Source organism: Streptomyces sp. NPDC050806 (genome assembly GCF_055586425.1).
On sequence record NZ_JBVJIF010000019.1, the window covers coordinates 1 to 24,020 of the forward strand.

Consider the following 24,020-nt stretch of genomic DNA (forward strand, 5'->3'; position numbering starts at 1 on the left):
TTTGTACTCACCCTCTCGGGCTTTCCTCCGGGCGCTTCCCTTCGGTGTTTCCAACCTTACCAGATCCTTTTCGGTGATCCGGCCCCCTGCTGGAGTGGGGTCGCTTTCCGGTCCGGCCCTTGCGGGCTTTCCCTTTCGGCGGTTCCGACTTTACCAGATCCTCGTTCGTTCCCTGCTTCTCGAAAGTCGCAGCCGGTCCGAATTTGTTTCCAGTGGCCTTTGGATTGGCCTTCGTCTTTCGACTTTCCCGACTTTATCAGAAGCGTTTTCGCCGATTGAATCGACTGGCGTTCCCGATAAGGATTCGGAAGGGCCCTGCGGAATTGAATTCCGGCCGGGGCGCTGTAGATGTTAACTGTCGCGGAGGAGCTTGTCCAACTCCTGGCAACCGTTCGAATCTACCTCCCCCACTCGCCCGTGTCAACGGGTTTCCTGGGGTGAACAGGAGATTAGCAGCTCACGGGTGTCGGATGCACATCCGGTGCGCTGCGGTGTCTCGATCGCAGGTCAGGCGGCGGTCGGCACCGCGGCGTCGCGGTCGGAGCTGTCGATGTCGCCGGACTCTCCCGCCCGGACGGCTCGGCGACCGGGCCCGTAGACGTACGCCAGGAAGGCCAGTTCGGCGAGGACGCCGATGGCGATGCGGAGCCACGTGGGCAGACCGGACGGCGTGACGAAGCCTTCGATGGCCCCGGAGACGAGAAGTACGGCGGCCAGGCCCACGGCCACGCCGAGCGCGGCGCGTCCTTCCTGGGCCAGGGCGTCCCGGCGGGTGCGCGGCCCCGGGTCGATGACCGTCCAGCCCAGCTTGATGCCCACTCCTCCGGCGACGAAGACGGCCGTCAGCTCCAGGAGGCCGTGCGGCAGGATCAGGCCGAGGAACGTGTCGAGCCGGCCGGCCGAGGCCATCAGGCCGATGCCGACGCCCACGTTGAGCATGTTCTGGAAGAGGACCCAGAGGGCCGGTACGCACAGGAAGGCGCCGAGGACCAGGCACAGGGCGGCGGCCTGCGCGTTGTTCGTCCACACCTGGGCCGCGAAGGACGCGGCGGGGTGGCTGGAGTAGTAGGTCTCGTACTGGCCGCCGGGCTTCGTCATCTCCCGCAGGGCGTCGGGGGCGCCGATCGAGGACTGGACCTCGGGGTGAGCGGCGATCCACCAGCCTATGAGGGCCGCGACGACCGTGGAGAGGATCGCGGTGGGTATCCACCAGTGGCGGAGCCGGTAGAGCGCGGCGGGGAACGAGGTCGTGAAGAAGCGGGCGGCGTCCCGCCAGGACGCCTTGCGCGCTCCGGTCACGGCGCTGCGCGCGCGGGCGACGAGGGAGGTCAGCCGGCCGGTCACGGCAGGGTCCGGTGCGGTGGACTGGAGCAGCGAGAGGTGGGTGGTGGCGCGCTGGTACAGGGTGATCAGTTCGTCGGCCTCGGTACCCGAGAGGCGGCGCTTGCGGCGTACCAGGGTGTCGAGGCGGTCCCACTCGGCGCGGTGCGCGGTGACGAAGACATCGAGGTCCATGCAGTAGCGCTCCTCGCCCCACAGTGACGGTCTTGGTGCTCATGATGAACGTACTGGGCCCATTGTCGTATCGGCTTGGCAGACTGGCGGATGCCGGCAGCGGGGCGGGCGAGGCACAGGCGAGGGAGGACGGCGGGGATGAACGAGCTGGTGACGGGCGAGGCGGTCGTACTCGGGCTGCGGCCGGCCAGGCTGCCGAGCCGGGCGCTGGCGGTCTTCCTCGATCTCGCCGTGACGTGGACCGCGTACATCGCCCTCTCCATGGCGCTGTTCGCCGCTACCGCCTCACTGGATCCGGCGGCGGTGGCGGCGATCTCGGTGGCGACCTTCGTGCTCGTGCTCATCGGGATCCCGATCGTCGTCGAGACGCTGAGCCACGGGCGCTCGCTGGGGAAGCTCGCGTGCGGGCTTCGGGTGGTGCGGGAGGACGGCGGTCCGATCCGTTTCCGGCACGCGCTGGTGCGCGGGGCGATGGGGGCCGTCGAGATCGTGCTGACCATGGGGGTGGTGGCGTGCGTCGCCTCGTTGGTGTCGGCACGCGGGCGGCGGCTCGGGGACGTGTTCGCCGGCACGGTCGTCGTACGGGAGCGGATACCGGTTCAGCGGGGCGGATCCGCGCTGCCGCCTCCGCCGCCGTGGCTCCAGGGGCAGCTCGGTGCGCTGGATCTGTCGCGGGTGCCGGACAGCTGGTGGCTGACCGTACGGCAGTTCCTGACGCGCAGCGGGCAGCTGGATCCGCAGGTCGGGTGGCGGATGGCGGGGCAGCTGGCCGAGGACTTCGTGGGGTGGACCGGGGCGGGGGTGCCGCAGGGTCTGCATCCGGCCGCCTATCTGTCGGCGGTGCTCTTCGAGCGGCAGTGGCGGGAAGCGCGGCGTACGTTCGGCGCGGCAGCGGCGGGCGCGGCGACCCCCGCGCCGCCGGACGGACCGACGGCGGCGCCCCACGTGGACGCTCTCGGTTCCACGGCGCCCCACATGGAACCTTTCGGTTCGACGGCGCCGCGCACGGGCCCCGTCGGTTCGACGGCGCCGCGCACGGACCCGGTCGTGCCGGGAGCCCCCGGCACGGAGCCGAAGGGACCGGAGGCGCCGGGCGGCGCATCGGGCCACGGGCCGGCCGAGGCCGGCGCGCGGCGTACGACGGGGTTCGCGCCGCCCGCGTGAGCCGCCTGCGCGGACCAGCGCGCGTGCGGCCCGGCGGTCACCCGGCGGATCGGCCGGTCGGCCGGCCCGTCGGCCGGCCCGTCAGTCGGCGAATCCGTCGGACCCCTCGGGCTCGGTGAATACCGACGGCGGTGTTTCGAGGTCTTCGAGTTCGATGCCGGGGGCCGAGAGGACGACGTCGCCGGCGAGGTGGATCGCGTGCTGTTCGCCGGTCTCCAGGTCGTTGACCTGGTACTCGTCCACCGTCAGCGGTCCGTTGTCAGTGCTGTGTGCTGTCCTGTTCACCAGGGCCCAGGACTGGTCGAGGGTGCGGGGTGCGAGGACGGGGGGTGCGAAGGCCACCAGGCGGGTGCGGACGGCTCCGGCGCCGAGGGCGGGGCGCAGCAGCCGGGCGGTGGCGATGAGGAACGCGGGGGACGCGCCGGTGAAGGCGTGGGCGCGGACGTTGCCCTCGGTGGCGTGCGTGCCGGAGGGATCGGTACGGACCCAGGTGACGCCGTCGAGTGCGGCGCCGCGTACCTGCCACGAGGAGGCGTTGAGTTCGAGCCGGATGGGGCGGCCGAGGTCGTCGAGGGTGAGGTCGACGGAGCCCGCGTGATCGCCGGAGGGGGTGGTGATCTGCGAGACGTAACGCCAGCCGGAGGGGCCGGTGGCGCAGTGGAAGTGCTCTTCGCCGAGGGGGGTGTGATCGTGCGGGTCGTGCAGCGAATAGCGGCCGCGGGGCATGGGGGTCCTTCGGTGGTTCCGTCAGTCGTTCCCGCGTGCGGGGGCTGCCGTCGAGGCTACGCAAGGCCGAGCGCGGGCCAGGCCCCCGCCCTGGTGGACGGGGGCCTGGCTGTCCGGCTGAGGGTGCGGCGCGTCGGTCACCGAGGCACCGTGCGCGCCTTCCTGCCGCGGCTCAGTAGCGGTAGTGGTCGGGCTTGTACGGGCCCTCGACCTCCACGCCGATGTACGCGGCCTGCTCCGGGCGGAGCGTGGTGAGCTTGACGCCCAGGGAGTCCAGGTGGAGACGGGCGACCTTCTCGTCCAGGTGCTTGGGCAGCACGTAGACATCGGTCGGGTACTCACTCGGCTTGGTGAACAGCTCGATCTGCGCCAGCGTCTGGTCCGCGAAGGAGTTGGACATCACGAACGAGGGATGACCGGTGGCGTTGCCCAGGTTCAGCAGCCGGCCCTCGGACAGCACGATCAGGACCTTGCCGTCGGGGAAGGTCCAGGTGTGCACCTGCGGCTTGACCTCGTCCTTGACGATGCCCTCGATCTGCGCCAGGCCGGCCATGTCGATCTCGTTGTCGAAGTGACCGATGTTCCCGACGATCGCCTGGTGCTTCATCCGGGCCATGTCCGAGGCCATGATGATGTCCTTGTTGCCGGTGGTGGTGACGAAGATGTCCGCCGTCTCCACCACCTCCTCCAGCGTGGTGACCTGGTAGCCGTCCATCGCCGCCTGCAGCGCGCAGATCGGGTCCACCTCGGTGACGATGACGCGGGCGCCCTGGCCGCGCAGCGACTCCGCGCAGCCCTTGCCCACATCGCCATAGCCGCAGATGACGGCGGTCTTGCCGCCGATCAGGACATCGGTGGCGCGGTTGATGCCGTCCACCAGCGAGTGCCGGCAGCCGTACTTGTTGTCGAACTTCGACTTCGTCACGGCGTCGTTCACGTTGATCGCCGGGAAGAGGAGAGTGCCGTCCCGGTGCATCTCGTACAGCCGGTGCACACCGGTGGTGGTCTCCTCGGTCACGCCGCGGATCTCCGAAGCGAGCTCGGTCCACTTCTTCGGCGTCTCGGCGAGGGTGCGGTTGAGGAGCTCCAGGATGGCGCGGTGCTCGTCGCTCTCGGCGGTGTCGACCGAGGGGGCCTTGCCGGCCTTCTCGTACTCCACGCCCTTGTGGACCAGGAGGGTGGCGTCGCCACCGTCGTCCAGGATCATGTTCGGACCGCCGGTGGGCGAGTTCGGCCAGGTCAGGGCCTGCTCGGTGCACCACCAGTACTCCTCCAGCGTCTCGCCCTTCCAGGCGAACACCGGAACGCCCTGGGGGGCGTCGGGGGTGCCGTTCGGGCCGACGGCGATGGCCGCGGCGGCGTGGTCCTGGGTGGAGAAGATGTTGCAGGAGGCCCAGCGGACCTCGGCGCCCAGCGCGACCAGGGTCTCGATCAGCACGGCCGTCTGCACGGTCATGTGCAAGGACCCCGTGATCCGGGCGCCGGCCAGCGGCTGCGCCGCGGCGTACTCCCTTCGGATCGCCATCAGGCCGGGCATCTCGTGCTCGGCGAGGGTGATCTCCTTGCGGCCGAAGGCGGCCAGGGAAAGGTCGGCGACCTTGAAGTCCTGACCGGTGGCTGCTGTCGTCATGTCGGGCTGCTCCCCGGTGGTCGGAGGGTGGTTGCGGTCGGCAGTCTGCGGCGCGGGCAGGCGGAGTGCGGTGAGCGGGTGGTCGGCCACGCGTGTCGCACGTGGACTCGTACGCGTACTCGGACGCGATACGGACACCCCCGGACCGGACATGGCTGGTCCGGCCGGATCACCTGGACACGGCTGTCACCCGGGGCGCGTTCCTCGCCGGGCATGCTCGCACCGGCAGGGCACTCGCCCTGGGACACACCTGTCCCCTGGCCGCAGCACGCAGTCCGTCGGAGGCCCTCTCTCCCTCGGGGTCCCGCGCTGCGGGCCGCCCGACCGCCATCAGCAGCGACGTCTGGCACTGGTCACGAATCTACACCGATCGGCCCAGTGAACCCCAGCCCCTGCGGGAGGGTGCGGCGAGTCACACCCGCGCGGCAGGCACCGCGGGTGGCGCCTGTCGCGGGGCGCCGGGAGGGAGGCGGTGGGCGCAGCGCGGGGACGGAGCACGGGTGACTGTTACGGGTGGGGTGTGTGGTGGCGGGTTGGAGGGGTGCGGTTCGTGATGCAGGATGCGGAGTGCGCGGGAACACTTGCACGATCTTGCGCGGGAACTTGTGAGGAGACTGACGTGACCAGCAGTTCAGCGGAGCCCCCGGAGGACGCGGGGGCCGCCGGGCAGGACGGGCGAGGGCTGCGGCTGCTCGCGGTGACCGCCTGCCCGACGGGCATCGCCCACACGTACATGGCCGCCGAGAAGCTGACGCAGGCCGCCGAGGCGCTCGGGCACGAGATGAAGGTGGAGACGCAAGGGTCGATCGGCGCGGAGAACGTTCTGTCTGACAACGATGTCAGAGACGCCGACGGGATCATCATCGCGGCGGACAAGGACGTCGACCGGAGCAGGTTCGCCGGCAAGCGGCTGGTCGTGGTCGGGGTGGCCGAGGGCATCCACCACCCCGAGGAGCTGATCGAGCGCGTACGTACCGCACCGGTGCACGGCGCGGAGGGCGGCGCGGCAGGGGCCGGTGGCGGCGCGGCCGGTACGGGCTCCGCGGGCGGAGGCGGCGGCAAGGAGCGCAGCCTCGCGTACAAGGCGCTGATGAACGGCGTCAGCTACATGATCCCGTTCGTGGTGGTGGGCGGTCTCCTCATCGCCGTCTCGCTGGCGCTGGGCGGCCACCCGCAGGCCGACGGCGGCCTCGTGATCCCCGACGGCTCGTTCTGGAAGCACGTCAACGACATCGGGACGATCGGCTTCACGCTGATGGTGCCGATCCTGTCCGGGTACATCGCGTACGCGATCGGGGACCGGCCGGCGCTGGTACCGGGCATGATCGGCGGGTGGATCGCCAACACGGGCGCGCTGTACGACTCCAAGTCGGGCGCGGGCTTCATCGGGGCGATCGTCACCGGCTTCCTGGCCGGGTATCTGGTCCTGTGGATCAAGAAGGTCCGGGTACCGAAGTTCGTCCAGCCGATCATGCCGATCATCGTGATCCCGATCGTGGCGACGTCGGCGCTGGGCCTGTTCTTCATCTACGTCATCGGACGGCCGATCTCCTGGGTGTTCGAGCACCTGACGACCTGGCTGGGCGGCCTGACGGGGTCCAGCGCGGCGCTGCTCGGCGTGATCCTCGGGCTGATGATCGCGTTCGACATGGGCGGGCCGGTCAACAAGACGGCGTTCCTCTTCGGCGCGGGTCTGGTGTCCAAGAACCCCGAGATCATGGGCATGTGCGCGGCCGCGATCCCGGTGCCGCCGCTCGGGCAGGGCGTGGCGACGCTGATCCGCCGGCGGCTCTACAACGACCAGGAGCGGGAGACGGGGCTCGCGGCGCTGTTCATGGGGTGCTTCGGCATCACGGAGGGCGCGATCCCGTTCGCGGCGGGGCGGCCCGCCCGGGTCATCCCGTCCAACATGCTCGGCGGCGCGGTGGCCGGTGCGCTGGCCGGCCTGGCCGGGGTGACGGACAACGTGCCGCACGGCGGGCCGATCGTCGCGGTGCTCGGCGCGGTGGGCGGCGTCGCGATGTTCTTCGTGGCCATCGCGGCCGGCACGGTCGTCACCGCGCTGTGCACGGTGACGCTGATGTCGATGGCGGAGCGGCGCGGGGGTGCCGGGGGCACCGGGGAGGCCGCGGTCGCCGCAGCCGGGGCCGGAGCCGGAGCCGGAGCCGGAGCCGTTGGAGCGTCCGCTCCGGAGCCCGCGCCGGCGGGCGCGACGGCAGGCACGGCAGCCCCGCCCTCGCAGGGCGCGAGCGCGAAAGAAACCCGTACGGAAACCGCCACGGCAGCCGGTACGGAGACCCGTACAGCGGCCGACGCGGAACGCCGTACGGAAACCGCCACGGCAGCCGACGCGGAAGCCGGTACGGAATCCGGGCCCGGCGAGGACACCGTACTTTCCGGTTATCTCACCCCCGCCACCGTGAAGGTGCGGCTGGACGCTTCGGAGAAGGAGGCGGCGATCCGGGAGATGGCGGAGCTGGCGGCCGGGACCGGGAAGGTCGCGGACGTGGACGAACTGGTGCGGGTGGCGCTCGCGCGGGAGGCACAGGGCACCACCGGGCTCGGCGAGGAGATCGCGATCCCGCACGCCAAGACGGACGCGGTGACGGCGCCGGTGGTCGGGTTCGCGCGGTCCCCCGAGGGCATCGACTGGGGTTCGCTGGACGGCACGCTCGCGAAGCTGGTCTTCATGATCTCCGTACCGGAGGCCGCAGCGGGCGACGAACACCTGCGGATCCTCGCGCTGCTGTCGCGGAAGCTGATGGACACGGACTTCCGGGCGCGGCTCCAGGCGGCGCCGGACAGCGACGCGATCATGGCCGTACTCGCCGAGATCCAGTAGCCGGGAGCCGGGCCACCGGCGCACCGTTCCGCGAAGGACCTCGCAAGGCGAAGGGCCCCGTACGGCGAAGGGCCCCGCCGCTCACCCTCGGGTGAGCGGCGGGGCCCTTCTGTGGTCCTGCGGTCAGGCGCCCGGCATCGGGGTGCCCGAGGCCGCGGCCTCCGCGCTGTAGATGTCCGGCTCCAGGTAGATGACCCGGGCGATCGGTACGGCGGCGCGGATGCGGTCCTCGGCGGCGTTGATCGCGTCGGCGACCTCCGTGGCCGTGTCGTCGTGCTGGACCGCGACCTTGGCGGCGACGAGCAGCTCGTCGGGGCCGAGGTGGAGGGTGCGCATGTGAATGACGCGGGTGACGGTGTCGCCGTCGACGATGGCCTCGCGGATCTTGACGACCTGGTCGGCGCCCGCTGCCTCGCCCAGCAGCAGCGACTTGGTCTCGGCAGCCAGTACCAGGGCGATCAGGACGAGCAGGACGCCGATGCACATCGTGCCGATGCCGTCCCAGATGGCGTCACCGGTGATGAGGGTGAGGCAGACGCCGAGCAGCGCGAGGATCAGGCCGACGAGCGCGCCGAGGTCCTCCAGGAGGACGACGGGCAGCTCGGGGGCCTTGGCGCGGCGGACGAACTGGGGCCAGGTCTGCTGACCGCGCAGCGAGTTCGACTCCTTGATGGCCGTGGAGAAGGAGAAGCCCTCGGCGACGATCGCGAAGACGAGGACGCCCACCGGCCAGTACCAGTGCTCCAGCTCGTGCGGGTGCTGGATCTTCTCCCAGCCCTCGTACAGCGCGAAGACGCCGCCGATGGTGAAGAGCACGATGGAGACGAGGAAGCCGTAGATGTACCGCTCGCGGCCGTAGCCGAAGGGGTGCTCCTCGGTGGCGGCGCGCTTGGCCTTCTTGCCGCCGAGCAGCAGCAGTCCCTGATTGCCGGAGTCGGCGATGGAGTGCACGCCCTCGGCGAGCATGGAGGACGAACCGCTGAAGGCGAACGCCACGAACTTCGCTACGGCGATGGCCAGATTGGCGCCCAGCGCCGCGACGATGGCCTTGGTGCCGCCTGATGCACTCATGAGTGCTGCATGTCCCTTCCGTCGACCGGGCTTTACCGCCCCTTTAACCACATGGGGAGGTCATTGTTGCACCCGTGACTGGGGCCTGCATCAGACGACCACGGTGGCGCGGAAGAGCGTACCCTCGCCGCTCGCCGCAATGTCCTCACCTGCCGGGACAAAGGCGGACTCACCGGGCGCGAGCGCCAGTTGCCGGCCCGGATCCGCCGCGTCCCCGGTGCCCCGCAGGACGACCGAGCCCGCCGTGCAGAGCAGGACCTGCGGCGTACGGTTCGCCAGCGGCACCGGGGCGGCGCCGGGGGCCAGGACGTACCGCGAGAGCCGGAACTCGTCGATGGGCGTCTCGTAGACCTCCTCCCCCGACGGGCCGGCCTCCGGGCGCAGCACGCCCGCGTCGCCCGCCTCGAAGCGGACGATACGCAGCAGTTCGGGGACGTCCACGTGCTTCGGGGTGAGGCCGCAGCGGAGCACGTTGTCGGAGTTGGCCATCAGCTCGACGCCGAGGCCGTTCAGGTAGGCGTGCGGGATGCCGGCACCCAGGAAGAGGGCCTCGCCGGGCTGGAGCGTCACGTGGTTGAGCAGCATCGCGGCGATCACGCCGGGGTCGCCCGGGTAGTGATGGGCGATCCCGGCGTACGCGGCGTAGGCCTCGGCGTGCGGGCCGCCGGCCTTGCCGAGGCGCTCGGCGGCCGCGGTGGCCTCGCCGACCGTCTCGGCCATGGCGTGCCGGTCGGCGGTGAGGACCGCGGTGAGGACCTCGCGCAGCGCGTCCTCCTCGGGGCCCGCGTGCAGGATGTCGACGTACGGCTTGAGGCTGTCGACGCCCAGGCCCGCGAGCAGGTCGGCGGCCTCGGCCGGCTGCCGGAAGCCGCACAGGCCGTCGAAGGGGGTGAGCGCGCAGATCAGCTCGGGCTTGTGGTTGGCGTCCTTGTAGTTGCGGTGCGGCGCGTCGATCGGGACGCCGCGCCGCTCCTCGTCGGCGAAGCCCTCCTTGGCCTGCGCGAGGTCGGGGTGGACCTGGAGGGAGAGCGGGGAGCCGGCCGCGAGCAGCTTCAGCAGGAAGGGCAGGCGGGGGCCGAAGGCGCGGACGGCGTCGGGGCCCAGCTCGTCCTCGGGGTCCTCGTCGATGACCTCGGCCAGGGACTGCGGACCGATGCCCCGGTCGACGCGGGACGGCGCGCCGGGATGGGCGCCCATCCACATCTCCGCCTGCGGCTCACCGGTCGGCTCGACGCCGAGGAGGTAAGGGATCGCGGTGGTGGAACCCCAGGCGTAGGGGCGCACGGTGTTGGTGAGGCGGTCCATTGCGGGCGGGCTCCTGCAGTGGTCGGTAAGGGGCGGGGTGAGAGTCGGGAGAGCGGAACGGCGGCGGTCGGCAGGGCCACCCGCGCACCGCCCCGCCTCATGATCCCTCGGCTCCGGCGAGCGCCAGGTAAACGGCGGCGAAATCCGTGGTGGCCAGGAGTTGTGCGGCGTTCTCCAGGGGGCTGCCCTCGCTCTCCGCCTCGAGCTCGCTGACCGGGGTGTCCCGTTCCAGGGCGAGGTCGCGGGCCGCGGGCGCTGCGGACAGCGGGCCCGGCGGGCCCTCGCGGAGCAGCAGGGCGCGGGCGTGCAGCGCTCCGGGCTGCTCGACCCGGTCGCGGAAGAAGTCGTCCGGGTCGGCGCCGGCCGCGAGCGCTCCGGCCAGCAGCGTGCCGTGCGCGGTGAGCGCCTCGGGCAGCTCGGCGGCGAGCGCGGGGCGGCCCGCGAGACCGGTCAGCACGGTCGCGAAGTGCCGGCCGACGGCGCCCGCGACGGCGCCCTCGGTCCAGATCAGCGGGAGGCTGTCGGCGAGCTCGGCGGCGAGGGTCTTGGCGGGATTGCCGTACGTGGCGGCGGCCGGGCCGCACTGGGTGGCGACCTGATCGAGCTTGTCGGCGAGCCGGGACAGCTCGTCGGCCGGCGCGGCGAGCAGGCCGATGCGGTCGGCGAGCGCGAGCAGCGGGGTGAGCAGCGACCAGAGGGTGCCGGGCGCCGCGGGCGGCGCGCCCTCCACGTCGAACTCGCCGTCGTACGGGGTGGTGGCGAGCGGTACGGCCAGCCCGCGGGCCTGGGTGATGGCGTCGGCGAGCGGGCTGCCGGCCGGGGTGACGCCCACGATGGAGCAGCCCCGCCGGTAGGCGTTCTCGACCAGCTCGGCCAGGCCGGTGTCGGCGCCGTCGGGTCCGGCCACGAGCAGCAGGTCCAGCGGGCCCGTCCAGCCGGGCAGGGACCAGCGCAGGGCGCCGGGCAGGGGGGCGACGCCGGTGGGCCGGATCGGCGTCACGGGGCAGCTGCCGCCGCCGAGGGCACCGAAGAGGTCGGCGACGCAGGGGGCCGCGGGGCCGGGGCCCGCCACGAGGACGGTGCGCGGCCGGCCGTCGGGCGCGAGATCCGGTATGCCGGCCTCGGCGGCGTTCCGCGCCGCGGTGCGGACGCGGGCGCCGGACTCGGCCACGGCCCGCAGCAGGCCGTACCGGTCCGCCTCGGCCAGGGCTTCGGGAGCGTCGAGGAGTGACTCGTCGAGCATGTGATGCTGCCTTCCGGTCGCCGGGCGGCTGGGCGGAGCGGCCGCTGCCTCAGGATTCTCAGGCCGGCTTGCGTGCCTCGTCCACGAGGAGGACGGGAATGCCGTCGCGCACGGGGTAGGCGAGACCGCAGCCGGTACCGGTGCACACGAGTTCGGCGGGGTCGTCGGAGGACTTGTCCGCCAGGGGGGCGTGGCACGCCGGGCAGGCGAGGATCTCGAGGAGGCTGGCTTCGACCGGCATGGTGGCGACCCCTTCAGGGTGATGATGTGTTTCGCCTCGTCAGCGTACCGCCGGGTGACGGTGGGGAGCGCCTTTCGGCCGGTGGGCGGCGGTACGCGGGCCGTCGGAACCACCGTACGGCGGGGCCGGCCCGAGTGCTTCCGCACCCGTTGCCGGCCCCGTCCCGGTTCGCGCGCCGCGGGTCAGCCGCGGACGATGGCCAGGACCTCGTCGCGGACGCGGTCCACGGTGGCCTCGTCGCGCGCCTCGGCGTTCAGGCGCAGCAGCGGCTCGGTGTTGGAGGGGCGCAGGTTGAACCACCAGTCGGCGGCGGTGACGGTCAGGCCGTCCAGCTCGTCCAGCTCCACGCCCTCGCGGCCCTCGTAGGCCGCCTTGATCGCGGCGAGCCGGCCCGCCTGGTCCGCCACGGTGCTGTTGATCTCGCCGGAGGCCGCGTACCGGTCGTACTGCGCGACCAGGCCCGACAGCGGGCCGTCCTGGCCGCCCAGGGCCGCCAGGACGTGCATCGCGGCGAGCATGCCGGTGTCGGCGTTCCAGAAGTCGCGGAAGTAGTAGTGCGCGGAGTGCTCGCCGCCGAAGATCGCGCCGGTCCTGGCCATCTCGGCCTTGATGAAGGAGTGGCCGACGCGGGTGCGGACGGGCCTGCCGCCGCTCTCCTTGACCACCTCCGGGACCGACCAGGAGGTGATGCAGTTGTGGATCACCGTGGCGCCGGGCTCCTTGGCCAGCTCGCGCGAGGCGACCAGCGCGGTGATGGCCGAGGGCGAGACCGGCTCGCCCCTCTCGTCGACGACGAAGCAGCGGTCGGCGTCACCGTCGAAGGCCAGGCCGATGTCGGCGCCGGTCTCCCGCACACGGGCCTGGAGATCGACGATGTTCTTCGGGTCCAGCGGGTTGGCCTCGTGGTGGGGGAAGGTGCCGTCCAGCTCGAAGTACATCGGGTCCAGGTCCACCGGCAGGCCCTGGAAGACCGTGGGGACGGTGTGGCCGCCCATGCCGTTGCCCGCGTCCACCACGGCCTTCAGCGGGCGGATGTGCACCAGGTCCACGAGGGAGCGCAGGTGGGCCGCGTAGTCGCCCAGTACGTCGCGCTGGGTGATGGAGCCGGTCTCCGCGACCGGCTCGGGGGCGCCGTTCTCGATCCACTCCTCGGTCAGGGCGCGGATCTCGGCGAGGCCGGTGTCCTGGCCTACCGGCGCCGCGCCGGCCCGGCACATCTTGATGCCGTTGTACTGGGCGGGGTTGTGCGACGCGGTGAACATCGCGCCCGGCAGGCCGAGCGCGCCGCTGGCGTAGTACAGCTCGTCGGTCGAGCACAGCCCGATCTCGGTGACGTCGGCCCCGCGCCCGGCGGCACCGCGGGCGAACGCGCGGGCCAGGCCCGGCGAGGACGGCCGCATGTCGTGCCCGATGACGATCCCGTCCGCCTCGGTGACCTGGACGAAGGCCGCTCCGAACAGCTCGGCCAGTGTCTCGTCCCACTGCTCGGGGACCACACCGCGCACGTCGTACGCCTTCACGATCTGCGACAGATCAGCCACAGCCACCCTCCTGAGGTCTCTTCGGGACCCCCAAGCTACCGGGAAGATCTGTGGACCAGCCGTGAACCATCGGTGAACGATGTTCCCGTACGACTGCTTCCGGCCCGAAATCGACCGTACGGGGCGGCTTCGCGGCCCGGCCGGACCGCTCCGCCGGTGTTCAGGACAGCATCCAGCCCAGTACCGCCGTGCTCTGCCCCAGCACGATCAGGCACATCACGAGCAGCAGCGCGAGGCTCCAGGGCAGGACCTTGCGGAGCAGGTCGCCCTCGCGTCCGGCCAGGCCGACGGCGGCGCAGGCGATGGTCAAGTTCTGCGGGGAGATCATCTTGCCGAGGACGCCGCCGGAACTGTTGGCCGCGGCGAGGAGTTCGGGGGCGAGCCCGGACTGCTGCGCCGCGGTGACCTGCAGGGCGCCGAAGAGGGCGTTGGCGGAGGTGTCGGAGCCGGTGACGGCGACGCCGAACCACCCCAGTACGGGCGAGAGGAAGGCGAGGCCCGCGCCGGCCGCCGCGACGAAATGGCCGATGGTGGCGGCCTGCCCCGAGAGGTTCATGACGTAGGCCAGGGCGAGCACGGAGGTCACGGTCAGGATGGCGAAGCGCAGCTCGTGGACGGTGGCCAGCCACTCCTTGACGGCACCGCGGGCCCGTACGCCGAGGACGGCGGCGGTGACCAGGCCGGCGAGGAGGACGAGGGTGCCGCCGGTGGCGACCAGCGGGAGCGTGAGGACGTTGCCGCCGACCGGCTTGCCGTCGGGGCTCGCGACGTCCAGCAGCGGCCAGTCGAAGGACTGCGTGGCGGCCGCCGCCCAGTCCTTGAAGGGCGGTATCTGCGCGAGCGAGAAGACCACGATGATCAGGCCGTACGGGGCGTAGGCGCGGACCGTCTCGCGGCGGCTGTCCCGTACGTCCAGGTCCTCGCTGCGGGCGCCGGTGAGGACGGCGGCGCGTACGTCGGCGGAGGCGGGGCGGCGGGCGGCCGGCACCGCGACCAGCGCCGCGGCACCGACCAGCGCGGCACCGATGTCGGCGAGCTGCGCGGAGACGAAGTTGGCGGCGGCGAACTGGGCGACGGCGAAGGCCGCGCCGCACGCGAGGGCGGGCAGCCAGGTCTCGCGCAGGCCGCGGCGGCCGTCCACGAGGACGACGAGGAGCAGCGGGACGACGAGGGCGAGCAGCGGCGTCTGCCGGCCCACCACGGAGGCGACCGAGTCCAGCGGGAGCCCGGTGACCTGGGCGAGGGTGACGACGGGGGTGCCCATGGCGCCGAACGCGACCGGGGCGGTGTTGGCCACGAGGGCGACGACCGCCGCCTTGACGGGGTCGAAGCCGAGCGCGACCAGCATCACGGCGCTGATGGCGACCGGGGCGCCGAACCCCGCCAGCGCCTCCAGGAGGGCGCCGAAGCAGAAGGCGATGACCAGGGCCTGGATGCGGGGGTCGTCGGAGAGCCGCGAGAAGGAGCGGCGGAGGACGTCGAAGTGCTGCGTACGGACCGTCATCCGGTAGACCCACAGGGCGTTGACGACGATCCACATGATGGGGAAGAGGCCGAAGACGGCGCCCTGCACCGCGCTGGAGAGAGCCTGCGTGACGGGCATGCCCGAGCCGAGCCAGGCGGTGACGAGGGCGACGGCGAGGCCGATGAGGCCCGCGTGGTGGGCGCGCATCCGTACGGCGCCGAGCAGGACCAGGACGGTGATCAGGGGCAGCGCCGCGACCAGTGCGGACAGGGCGAGGGAATCGGCGATCGGCTGAAGCTGCTGGACGAACACTCCGGACATGCGGCTGCCTCCCCGGCGGCGTGGCGGCTCCCCGCTCATTCCGGCATGCGGAAGGCGATCTCGCAGGAGTGGAGGAATGGTCGTGTCCGCGCCAAGCCGGAGTCAATGGCCCGTCACGAAATGACGGTTGATCAGAAGTGATCCGGCATCAGGCGCGGACGCACCGGGGAATCGACCGGAAACCGACGTTCCCGGGAGGAAGGGGTGCCGGGCCGCGGGGCACGGACTCCAGGAGGCGCGGGCCTCGGGAGACGCGGACTTCGGTGCGGACTTCGGGAGGCGTGAGCCTCAAGAGGTGCGGGCTTCGGGAGGCGCGGGACGCCGGCCCTCAGGAGTCCGGCGAGCGCAGCACACGGAGGTGACCGCGCCGGGCCACCTCCATCGGGTCGGCCTCGCGGGGGCCGGCCGCCTCGGGACCGCCGGCCGCACGTTCCTGCGGACGCGCCGCTTCCCGCACCGCGTTGGCGAGCGCTTCGAGGTCGTCACCGCTCGGCTGGACCGCGCCGGGGTCGGCGGCCAGCCGGACGACCTCCCACCCGCGTGGCGCGGTCAGGCGCTCGGAGTGCTCGGCACACAGGTCGTAGCAGTGGGGTTCCGCGTAGGTGGCGAGCGGGCCGAGCACAGCGGTCGAATCCGCATAGACGTACGTCAGCGTTGCGACGGCGGGACGGCCGCACGCAGTGCGCGAACAGCGACGTACAGGGCTCACGACGTTGGACGGTACCGCACTCTTGAGCGGGCCGCGACGACTCTCCACGACCTCACCCGGCCGTGTCGTCCCGGTTCGCCCGACCTGTCTGACCTGCGCACGCTCGGCCTGACCTGCGCCGAGAACCCCTTGCCACCCGAGTGGAGCCGATGATTCCCCCTCCCACTCCAGTCAATTCGTGTCATTTCGCGGGCGCATCGCGAGCGTTAGGTGGTCACATCGCCCGGGACGAACGAACGGAACAGAACCTGTACCGATCAGTGAGCGACATGGGGCGTACGGTGCAAGAGTTCGGCCGCGCACGGCCCGCGGCGGCTACGCTCGTGACTGATGGACAGCCCCGTACCTCCCCCGGCCGGTGCCGAGGAGAACCCCAGCCCGACGGAGCCGCGTCCGCGCCGCCGCGACCGCCACGGCCGCGGGATGCGCGGTCCGATCGCCCCGCCGCAGGTGCCGCTCTCCGTGAGCCGTGCCGACTCCTTCGTGGACCTCGTGCACGATTCGGTGGAGCGCCTGGAGCGGCGCTGGCCGCAGCTGTCGGAGGTGGAGTTCTCCGTGCGTGAGGTGCCGCGGGTGGCACCCGACGGCGACGAGGGGTTCGCGGCGGACGAGGACATGGTGCCGCTGGGCAGCCTGCTGCCCTCCGAGAACGGCGGCCGGGAGCGCATCGTGATCTACCGCCGCCCCGTGGAGATCCGTACGAAGAACCGCGAGGAACGCGCGCTCCTCGTGCACGAGGTCGTCGTCGAACAGGTGGCGGAACTGCTGGGCCTGGCCCCGGAGTCGGTCGACCCTCGCTACGGGCAGGACTGAGCCGGTCAGCAAAGCGAATGGGGCCGGTCCCGCCACGCACGGAAATGACCGGTACTGGCGCTCATGAGGACGCAGCCCCCGCCGCGTACGGAGGTACCGCTTCCGTCGCGTACAGAGATACCGCTTCCGTTGCCTACGGAGGCGCCGACCCGGCCGCGTACGGAGAAGCCCGTCGCGCCGCGTGAGCACCGGACGCACCGCCGCGTGCGGACCGGGAGCCCTATGGGAACGGGCCCCTCGGGAGGTGTCTCCCGAAGGGCCCGTGAGGGGGCGTCACATCAGTCGTTCAGGACCGACATGTTCCAGCTCGCCGTCGGGACCTGGACCAGGCCGCGGTCGTCCGGCAGCGTCTGGACGGTGAAGCCCTGTACGCCGCCGTGCGGCAGTGCGAGCGTGCGCGCCGCGTAGACCGGCCCGCTGCCCTCCGCCGGCTCCACCGTGAGCGCGTAGGAGCCCTTGAGGCCGTCCGGGCGGGGGGGCTCGACCGCGAGGGTGCTGCCGCCCTTGACCGTGTAGGTCTTGGAAGCGGGGCTGCCGCCCCCGCTGCCCGCCGACGCGGTGACCTTCACCCGCGCGTCCTTGCCCTTCTGCGGGGCGACGAGCGAGAGCGTGCTGCCCTTGGCGCGGTTGTCGGCCGCCGTGGCGCGGGTGCCGACCGGCTTCGTCGCCGGGATGAACGCCATCTCCTGGTCCGAGCCCTTGCCGCGGACGACCCGCAGCGCGGCGGCGACCGGCGCGTCGGAGCCCTCGGCCGGGGTGAGGACCAGCGAGCCCGCCTCGCCCTTGGTGAGGTCCTTGAGGTCGACCGCGGTGGTCGACCCGCTCTTCAGGTGCAGCGTCTCCAGCCCGGCCGGCACGATCGAGCCGGTGGGCGTGGCCAGCTGCACCTTCAGGTCGGCGTCGGCGGAGCCGGGCGCCATGGCCACCAGCCGCACCGAGGAGGCGTCGGCCGGGATGCCCGGGAGCACCAGACCGGAGGCGGCGGAAGCGGGGTCGGCCGAGGCCGGCAGCCAGTCGCCGCCGAGCTTGTCGTCGCCGGCCTGGACGGCCGCGCCGACCCGCCCCTCCCGCGCGGTGACGTGCAGCGTCACGTTGGCGGCCCGGGTGTCGGAGAGCGTGGAGAGCAGTACGGGGACGCTGGAGTGCGGCGGCACCTGGATGTCCTCGCCGGACGTCCCCTTCAGAGCGCCGTCCTTGCCGTACAGCTTCAGGTCGACGACCGCCGCGGTGTCGTCGGGGTTGGTGAGGTGGACGTAGTCCTGGCGGTCGGCGGAGGTGCTGGCGCCGGGGAACCAGAAGTCGGTGTCCGGCGCGGTGCAGGCGGTGCCGAGCACGCCACGGCCGGTGCCCGCGCTGACCTCGGAGGTCTGCTGGACGCTCCAGCCCGGTGCGAGGCCGCCGTCGGCGGTGCCGATCAGGGCCGGCGCGTCGGAGCTGTCGGTGGTCTCCGTGACCGGCGTACCGGGCGCCTTCAGGGGAGCGACGGGCTTGGTCCCGCCCTTCGGGCTCTTCGCGTCCTCGCCCTTCTTGCCCGTGTCGTCCGCGCGGCCGTCGGCGGCGGCCCGCAGATCGGCGGTGCCCTTGCCGGCCTTCGCGCCCTTGGGGGTGAAGGCGGTGTACGTGGTCTCGCCGACCTCGGAGGAGGTCGGGGCCGGGCACATCAGCGAGGAGCGCTGCACGGGCAGCGTGGCGGCCTTCGAGGCGGTGGTGCCCGCGTCCTCCCCGGGGGCCGCGACGGCGGCGACCCCGGTGGCGGCGGCGAGCGCGACGACCGCGCCGATCAGGGACATGGTGGTGCGGTTCACTGCTGGTCGCTCCCGTCGCGGCGGGGCTCGCGGTACGAGCCGTCGTGCGTGGTGCCGGCCCCGTCGTGGGGCGCCCCGTCGTGCGGCGGGCCGTCGTAGCCGGTGCCGTCCCCGTAGGGCTGCTGCTGTCCGTATCCGTACGGGTCGTAGGCACCGGCCCCGTAGGCCTGCTGTGCGTACGGGTCGCCCTGGTAGGCGGGCGGGTACTGCTGCCCGTACTGCGCGGCCTGGTACGGGTCGGCTGCCTGGCCGCCCTGCCAGTCCTGGTACGGCGGCTGCTGCGGCATCTCGGGCACGCCCTGCTGCGGGACGCCGTGGGCGGCCGCGTAGGGGTCGGCGGCGTACGGATCGGCGGGGTAGCCGGCGCCCTGCGCGTACGGGTCCGCCTGCGGCACGGCGTACGGGTCGGCCTGCCGGTCCGCCGCGTACGGATCGGCCATCGGGTCCGCGCCGTCCCGGGCGCCGGGCACGGCCGCCTCCGGAGCGGGCGCGTCCTGCGGGGCCTGTGCCTCCTGTGCGGCGCGCAGCCTCCGGGCGCGGCGTCCCTCGCCCTCCACGGGCTGTGCGGGCACCGGCGCCAGGCCCTCCTCGGGCAGGTCGTCGTCGACGTCCCGGCGGCGGCCCGGCAGGGCCATCACGACCAGGACCACGGCGAGCAGTCCCTGTGCCGTCATCCAGAGGGTGTGCGTGAGCGGGCTCTCGTGGGTGACGTCCAGGCGGCCCCCCGTGGCGGGCAGTTCGAAGCCCTGGGCCCAGCCGTCGACCGTGACCGGCTTCAGCGGCTTGCCGTCGAGGGTGGCCTGCCAGCCCGCGTCGGCGGCGTCGGCGAGGCGCAGCACCCGCCCGTCGGGTCCGGCGGGCACCTTGGTGTGCGCGTCGACCGGGTCGGCGGCGACCGCGACCGGCTCGGCCGCCGTACCGCCCCCGGAGCCCGAGCCGCTGACGATGGAGACGCGGGAGACCCTGCGGTCCACCCGCCACAGGGCGCTGCCGTCCTCCTGGCTCATCCGGGTCAGGCCCGGGGTGGCGTCCAGGACCCGGCCCATCTCGCGCGGGGCACCGTCCTTGACCAGGACGTAGCGCACGGCGTAGCCGCCGAGCCGGTCGGTCTGGTCGGCGCCGGAGCCCGCCACGAGGTGGGCGACGACGTCGTTCAGGCGGCCGTCCTCGCCGGCCTCGGCCGCGATGTCGGCGTCGCCCAGGCGCGCGCCGGAGCCGCGGACCAGGGAGTACGCGACGTGCCCCGCGTCCCCGTCCAGGACGAGGGTGCGGGCGCGGTCGGCGGTGCCGGACTCCTCGGCGACGAACGCCGGGACCTGCTCGGGGTTCTGCCGCTCCACCGGCCCGGCGGCGCCGCTGATCATCCAGCTGACCGCCGCCCACAGCGGGGCGAGCGCGGCGGCCAGCGCGATCAGCACGGCCACCGGCTGCTTCCAGCCGAAGCCGAGGGCCATCATGCGGGTGCGGATGCCCTCGGCGCCGATCGCGGCGGCGCAGAGCAGCGCAATGCCGTAGATCAGTGCGGGCGGTCCGGCCCAGCCGGAGCCGTTGGCCAGGCCCGCGAAGAGCAGCCCGGCCAGGCCGACGGCCCACGCGGTGCGGACCGCGCGCTGCCGCTCGCCGCGCAGCAGCGCGCCGAGGGCCGCGAGCACGACGCCGAGGAACAGCACGCTGCCGTACGCCTTGGGGCCGCCGGGGCTGAACCCGAGCAGGCCCAGCCAGTCGGCCTGGCCGGGCTTCGAGGCGAGCCCGGCCTCCAGGAAGAAGCGGGACGGCTCGGTCAGCAGCGACAGCGACCAGGGGGCGAGCACGACCAGCGGGGAGACGGCGACGGCGAGGAAGCGCAGCGCGTACGCCACGATCTTGTCGCGGTTGCCGTCGAGGAAGCGCAGCGCCAGCAGTCCGAGGCCGAGGAGGACCGCGATCGGCCAGACGACCGGGGTGAAGGCCGTGGTGAAGGTCAGCAGCAGCGCGTAGGCCCAGGCGGCGCGGAAGCTGGGCCGCACGCCGGGCGCGAGCCGCAGTCCGCTCGCGGCGATCGCGGCGCGGGCCATCAGCGGCAGCAGGATGGCGAGGACGGCGGTGCCGATGCGGCCGCCGGCCAGCGCGCCGGTGGCGGCGGGCAGGAACGCGTACGCGACGCCGGCCCAGGCGCGCAGCAGGCGCGAGGTGACGAGCGGCCGGGAGGCGAAGTACGCGGTCAGGCCGGCCAGCGGGACGGAGGCGACCAGCAGCAGGGTGACGGCGAAGCCGGTGCTGCCGAAGCAGACGGTCGCCACCAGGGCGAGGACCGCGAGGTAGGGCGGCGCGGCGGCGGTGGAGCCGATGCCCACGTCGTGCCAGCTGTGGAAGTAGCGCGCCCACAGGTCGGAGACCTCGCCGGGCGCGGGCAGCAGGGCGCCGCCGGTCAGCGCGCCGCCGCCGAGCAGGCCGCGGCAGGCGAGCAGGGAGACGAGGAGCAGGACGGCGAAGAGGACGGGCGCGGGCCGGCGGGCCATCCGCTTCAGCCGGGCGAACTGCTCGACCTCCAGGAAGTCCGCGTCGTCGCCGCCGGGCCCGGACTCCACGGCGCCGTGCCGGCCGCCCGAGGAGGCGTCGGGCGCCGCCCGTCCCGCGAAGTTGCTGGCGACCTGTTCGACGGTGGCCCGTACGGTCGCGCCGGGCGGCGGGAAGAGCGGGCGCAGCTCGCTCGCCTCGACCGCCGGCCTGCCGCGTCTGCGCCGGGCCGCCATGATCTTGCCGGGCCGCAGCAGGACGCCGAAGAGCCCGGCGAGTTCGTCGAGGGCCTGGCCCGGGACCTTGCCCACGAGGTAGGCGAGGACGCGCAGGAAGGTGCCGAGGACGAGGCGGAGCAGGACGTACGGCAGGACCGCGCCGCGGGTGTTGGCCAGCAGGGTGTAGACGGCGCCGGCCTTGTCGACACGGTGCGGGCCCGCGACCGAGCGGCCCACACAGTCGATGGGCCGCCGCTCGCGGGAGGCCGCCTCGGCGTGCCGCAGGACCGCGTCCGGCGCGATGAGCACCTGGTGGCCGGCGGCCTGGGCGCGCCAGCACAGGTCCACGTCGTCGCGCATCAGCGGCAGCCGGCGGTCGAAGCCGGCGAGCTGCTCGTAGACGTCGCGGCGGATGAGCATGCCGGCGGTGGAGACGGAGAGGACGGCGCGTACCTGGTCGTGCTGGCCCTGGTCCTGCTCGCGGCGGTCCAGGCCGGTCCAACGGCGGCCGGAGCGGGCGATGCTGACGCCGGCTTCGAGGAGCTGCCTGCGGTCGTACCAGCTGCGCAGCTTGGGGCCGACGATGGCGGTGGAGGGGCTGGCGTCGACGACGCGCAGCAGTTCGGTGAGCGCGTCGGGCGCGGGCGCGCAGTCGTCGTGCAGCAGCCAGAGCCACTGCACGGGCTCGCCGTGCGGCAGGTCGGGCATGTCGTACGCCTCGTCGTGCCAGGTCCGGGTGACCGGGTCCCAGCCGCTGGGGCGCTTGAGGTACGGCAGGTCGTCGGGGGTGAGCACCGGAGCGGTGCGGGCGGCCTCGTCGACGGCGGTGCCGAAGCCGGAGCGGCGGGCGAGGTGCAGCACCCGCTCGTCGCCGAGGGCTTCGGTCAGCAGCCGGGCTGAGTCGTCGGCGCTGCCGGTGTCGGCGCCGATGACGTTCTGCACCGGGCGCTCCTGGCCGAGCAGGCCGGAGAGCGCATCGGGCAGCCAGCGCGCGCCGTCGTGCGAGACGATCACGGCGGTGACGACATGCCGCGGGAACTGGGGTGCGGCGGCTTCGTATGAGGCGGCCTGGGCCGCCGACTGGCTGTGCACGGACATCGAGGTACGGGCCCTCCGGACCCGGGGCTGCCGTCTCCCGCGGCGGGCGGGCCGCTGCGGGTGTGGCCCCCGGAAGACACTGCGATGGACTGCGATGGACGCGCGCTCACCATGCGGGTGTTGGTGCGTCTCGGACGGAGCCCCACACTAATGGTTCACGCGGGCGCGGCGGCCGGGTCCGTACGCGGTGCCCCGCCCGGCCCGCACACAGCACTCCGCCCCCGGCTGTGTGCCGGGGGCGGAGTGGGTGCCCGTGATGTTCCTCGATGGCGGGGCCGGTCCTGGGGCCGGTGCCCGTGTGCTGTGCCGGCCGGTGCCGGGCGACAGTCGCCCGGGCCGCCGTCGTCGGGCTTCAGACCGCGGCCTTCTTCAGACGGCGCCGCTCGCGCTCGGACAGCCCGCCCCAGATACCGAAGCGTTCGTCGTTGGCAAGAGCGTATTCAAGACATTCGGAGCGGACCTCACAGGCGAGGCAGACCTTCTTCGCCTCGCGGGTGGAGCCGCCCTTTTCCGGGAAGAAGGACTCGGGATCGGTCTGGGCGCACAGTGCGCGCTCCTGCCAGCCGAGCTCCTCGTCCGCCTCCTCGACCAGCAATTCTTCGAACAGCTCGGTCATGTGCGCCCCTCGTCTGTCATTGCGTCCCCGTGATGTTGCCGTTACCGATGACGGCTGAACGACACGAGTGAAATTACAAGTGCGTGGATCCGGGCCAGTCAAGCCGAGATCTGCTATTGGGCCCCTTATTCACTCTGCGGAACCAAGGGTGCGCGGTAAGTGTTCATATCGGCTAAAACCAGGACAAACATTCGCCACATCCATCCCGCAATCCCCTTCTGCCTCTGAAGGACTCAACGGACGGCGATCACGTTGCACTCCATCAACAGAAGCGGGCTTGATCACATTCAGATCACGGAACCACAACGGCGTTTGATGGCGTGACTGCTGGGCCACCTCTCCTGACCGTCGGGTGCACAAACCTTTCGCCGGGCACGGTAACCGGATGAGGTGAAACATTTAGCCCAAACCCGGCATCCGGTTGACACGCGCGCCAGGTACCCGCTCTCCTTGACTCCATGCCAGTGATGCCCGCGCCCCGCCTGACCCGTGCCTACGGGTCCCGCTGCGCTGCCCAGGCTCGCTGTCGCTGTTCGAGCTGTTGAAGCCACTGAGCTCCGGCTTTTCTCTCCCGCACCACCCCTGAGCGCCGCCGGGGGCCCGCCCGGCATCCCGGCCGCGCACCGCAGCGCTCCGCTCGCTCTCTTCTCCGCGCTTTTCTCCTCCGAGGAACCAGAAGTCCATGAACAGCGACAGTGACCTCCAGATCGCAGGCGACATCTTCGAGGTCATCCACCTCCTCCAGCCCCCGCGCGAGCACCCCGCCACCGTGGCCGAATTCGCCGGGCTGGCCCGTTCGATCGCCGCCGACCGCGACCGGTGGGCGCCGCTCGTCGAGTACGACGCCACCACCCGCTGGTACCACCGGCTCCGCACCGGGCCGGGTTACGAGGTCTGGCTGCTGAGCTGGCTGCCCGGCCAGGGCAGCGGCCGCCACGACCACGGCCGGTCCTCCGGCGTACTGACCCTCCTGGACGGCGAGTTGACCGAACACAGCGCGAGCGGCAGCCGCCGCCTGGTGCCCGGCGCGCAGCGTGTCTTCGCGCCCGGGTACGTCCACGAGGTCACCAACGACGCGCTCACCCCCGCCGTCAGCCTGCACGTCTACTTCCCGGGCCTGACCGACATGCCCATGCACCCGTCCGCGGCCCGGTGCGCCCGGCCCGCGCCGCAGCCGGCCACGCCCTGACCGCCCCGGCCC

General features: G+C 72.7%; 17 protein-coding genes. 4 read left to right on the top strand and 13 right to left on the bottom strand.

Annotated elements, in window-relative coordinates:
* Positions 1 to 507: 507 nt before the first annotated feature.
* Positions 508 to 1,515: a stage II sporulation protein M gene (locus ACZ6WH_RS37945; RefSeq protein WP_469734609.1), complete on the bottom strand. Its 1,008-nt coding sequence runs from the start codon at positions 1,513 to 1,515 to the stop codon at positions 508 to 510.
* A 138-nt stretch (positions 1,516 to 1,653) separates the two neighbouring features.
* On the opposite strand from ACZ6WH_RS37945, the gene ACZ6WH_RS37950 reads away from it, so the two are divergent.
* Entirely contained in the window at positions 1,654 to 2,679 is a 1,026-nt protein-coding gene (locus tag ACZ6WH_RS37950; RefSeq protein WP_469734611.1) for an RDD family protein, read from the top strand.
* A gap of 81 nt (positions 2,680 to 2,760) precedes the next feature.
* Here ACZ6WH_RS37950 and ACZ6WH_RS37955 read toward each other — a convergent pair whose 3' ends face one another.
* Positions 2,761 to 3,405: a hypothetical protein gene (locus ACZ6WH_RS37955; protein ID WP_469734613.1), complete on the bottom strand. Its 645-nt coding sequence runs from the start codon at positions 3,403 to 3,405 to the stop codon at positions 2,761 to 2,763.
* Positions 3,406 to 3,577: 172 nt separating this feature from the next.
* The gene (gene ahcY / locus ACZ6WH_RS37960; protein WP_469734615.1) at positions 3,578 to 5,035 is read right to left on the bottom strand and encodes an adenosylhomocysteinase; all 1,458 of its coding nucleotides are present in this window, start codon (positions 5,033 to 5,035) and stop codon (positions 3,578 to 3,580) included.
* A 733-nt stretch (positions 5,036 to 5,768) separates the two neighbouring features.
* Here ahcY and ACZ6WH_RS37965 point away from each other — a divergent pair.
* A complete protein-coding gene (locus ACZ6WH_RS37965; RefSeq protein ID WP_469734676.1) occupies positions 5,769 to 7,877 on the top strand; it encodes a fructose-specific PTS transporter subunit EIIC in 2,109 nt (702 codons plus the stop codon).
* 123 nt (positions 7,878 to 8,000) lie between these two features.
* On the opposite strand, the gene ACZ6WH_RS37970 is transcribed toward ACZ6WH_RS37965, so the two are convergent.
* The 7 genes from ACZ6WH_RS37970 to ACZ6WH_RS38000 all read right to left on the bottom strand — a co-directional run bounded on the left by ACZ6WH_RS37970 (position 8,001) and on the right by ACZ6WH_RS38000 (position 15,821).
* Positions 8,001 to 8,948 carry a cation diffusion facilitator family transporter gene (locus tag ACZ6WH_RS37970; protein ID WP_469734617.1) on the bottom strand — a complete coding sequence of 316 codons (948 nt, stop codon included), beginning with the start codon at positions 8,946 to 8,948 and terminating at the stop codon, positions 8,001 to 8,003.
* Between the two features lie 90 nt (positions 8,949 to 9,038).
* On the bottom strand, positions 9,039 to 10,253 hold the full coding sequence (gene manA / locus ACZ6WH_RS37975; RefSeq protein WP_432855169.1) for a mannose-6-phosphate isomerase, class I: 1,215 nt from the start codon (positions 10,251 to 10,253) through the stop codon (positions 9,039 to 9,041).
* 97 nt (positions 10,254 to 10,350) lie between these two features.
* A complete protein-coding gene (locus ACZ6WH_RS37980; protein ID WP_432855172.1) occupies positions 10,351 to 11,496 on the bottom strand; it encodes an SIS domain-containing protein in 1,146 nt (381 codons plus the stop codon).
* Between the two features lie 58 nt (positions 11,497 to 11,554).
* On the bottom strand, positions 11,555 to 11,737 hold the full coding sequence (locus tag ACZ6WH_RS37985; RefSeq protein ID WP_432855175.1) for a Trm112 family protein: 183 nt from the start codon (positions 11,735 to 11,737) through the stop codon (positions 11,555 to 11,557).
* Positions 11,738 to 11,919: 182 nt separating this feature from the next.
* Positions 11,920 to 13,278, bottom strand: a complete 1,359-nt coding sequence (locus tag ACZ6WH_RS37990; protein ID WP_469734620.1) for a phosphomannomutase/phosphoglucomutase — start codon at positions 13,276 to 13,278, stop codon at positions 11,920 to 11,922.
* Positions 13,279 to 13,438: 160 nt separating this feature from the next.
* Entirely contained in the window at positions 13,439 to 15,055 is a 1,617-nt protein-coding gene (locus ACZ6WH_RS37995; protein WP_469734678.1) for an L-lactate permease, read from the bottom strand.
* Between the two features lie 337 nt (positions 15,056 to 15,392).
* Positions 15,393 to 15,821 (bottom strand): DUF3499 domain-containing protein, encoded by a 429-nt coding sequence (locus ACZ6WH_RS38000; protein WP_052869226.1) that lies wholly within the window; start codon positions 15,819 to 15,821, stop codon positions 15,393 to 15,395.
* 282 nt (positions 15,822 to 16,103) lie between these two features.
* On the opposite strand from ACZ6WH_RS38000, the gene ACZ6WH_RS38005 reads away from it, so the two are divergent.
* Positions 16,104 to 16,586 carry a metallopeptidase family protein gene (locus ACZ6WH_RS38005; RefSeq protein WP_432855182.1) on the top strand — a complete coding sequence of 161 codons (483 nt, stop codon included), beginning with the start codon at positions 16,104 to 16,106 and terminating at the stop codon, positions 16,584 to 16,586.
* Positions 16,587 to 16,864: 278 nt separating this feature from the next.
* Here ACZ6WH_RS38005 and ACZ6WH_RS38010 read toward each other — a convergent pair whose 3' ends face one another.
* From ACZ6WH_RS38010 to ACZ6WH_RS38020, 3 genes are all read right to left on the bottom strand, one after another.
* Positions 16,865 to 18,391, bottom strand: coding sequence for a DUF5719 family protein (locus ACZ6WH_RS38010; protein WP_469734622.1), 1,527 nt, complete (start codon positions 18,389 to 18,391; stop codon positions 16,865 to 16,867).
* Positions 18,388 to 22,203, bottom strand: a complete 3,816-nt coding sequence (locus ACZ6WH_RS38015; protein WP_469734624.1) for a glycosyltransferase family 2 protein — start codon at positions 22,201 to 22,203, stop codon at positions 18,388 to 18,390. The genes ACZ6WH_RS38010 and ACZ6WH_RS38015 overlap by 4 nt, the downstream gene beginning before the upstream one ends.
* 352 nt (positions 22,204 to 22,555) lie before the next feature.
* On the bottom strand, positions 22,556 to 22,819 hold the full coding sequence (locus tag ACZ6WH_RS38020; RefSeq protein ID WP_030266018.1) for a WhiB family transcriptional regulator: 264 nt from the start codon (positions 22,817 to 22,819) through the stop codon (positions 22,556 to 22,558).
* 682 nt (positions 22,820 to 23,501) lie between these two features.
* On the opposite strand from ACZ6WH_RS38020, the gene ACZ6WH_RS38025 reads away from it, so the two are divergent.
* Complete coding sequence (locus ACZ6WH_RS38025; protein ID WP_469734627.1) at positions 23,502 to 24,008, top strand: cysteine dioxygenase; 507 nt, start codon at positions 23,502 to 23,504, stop codon at positions 24,006 to 24,008.
* Positions 24,009 to 24,020 lie beyond the last annotated feature (12 nt).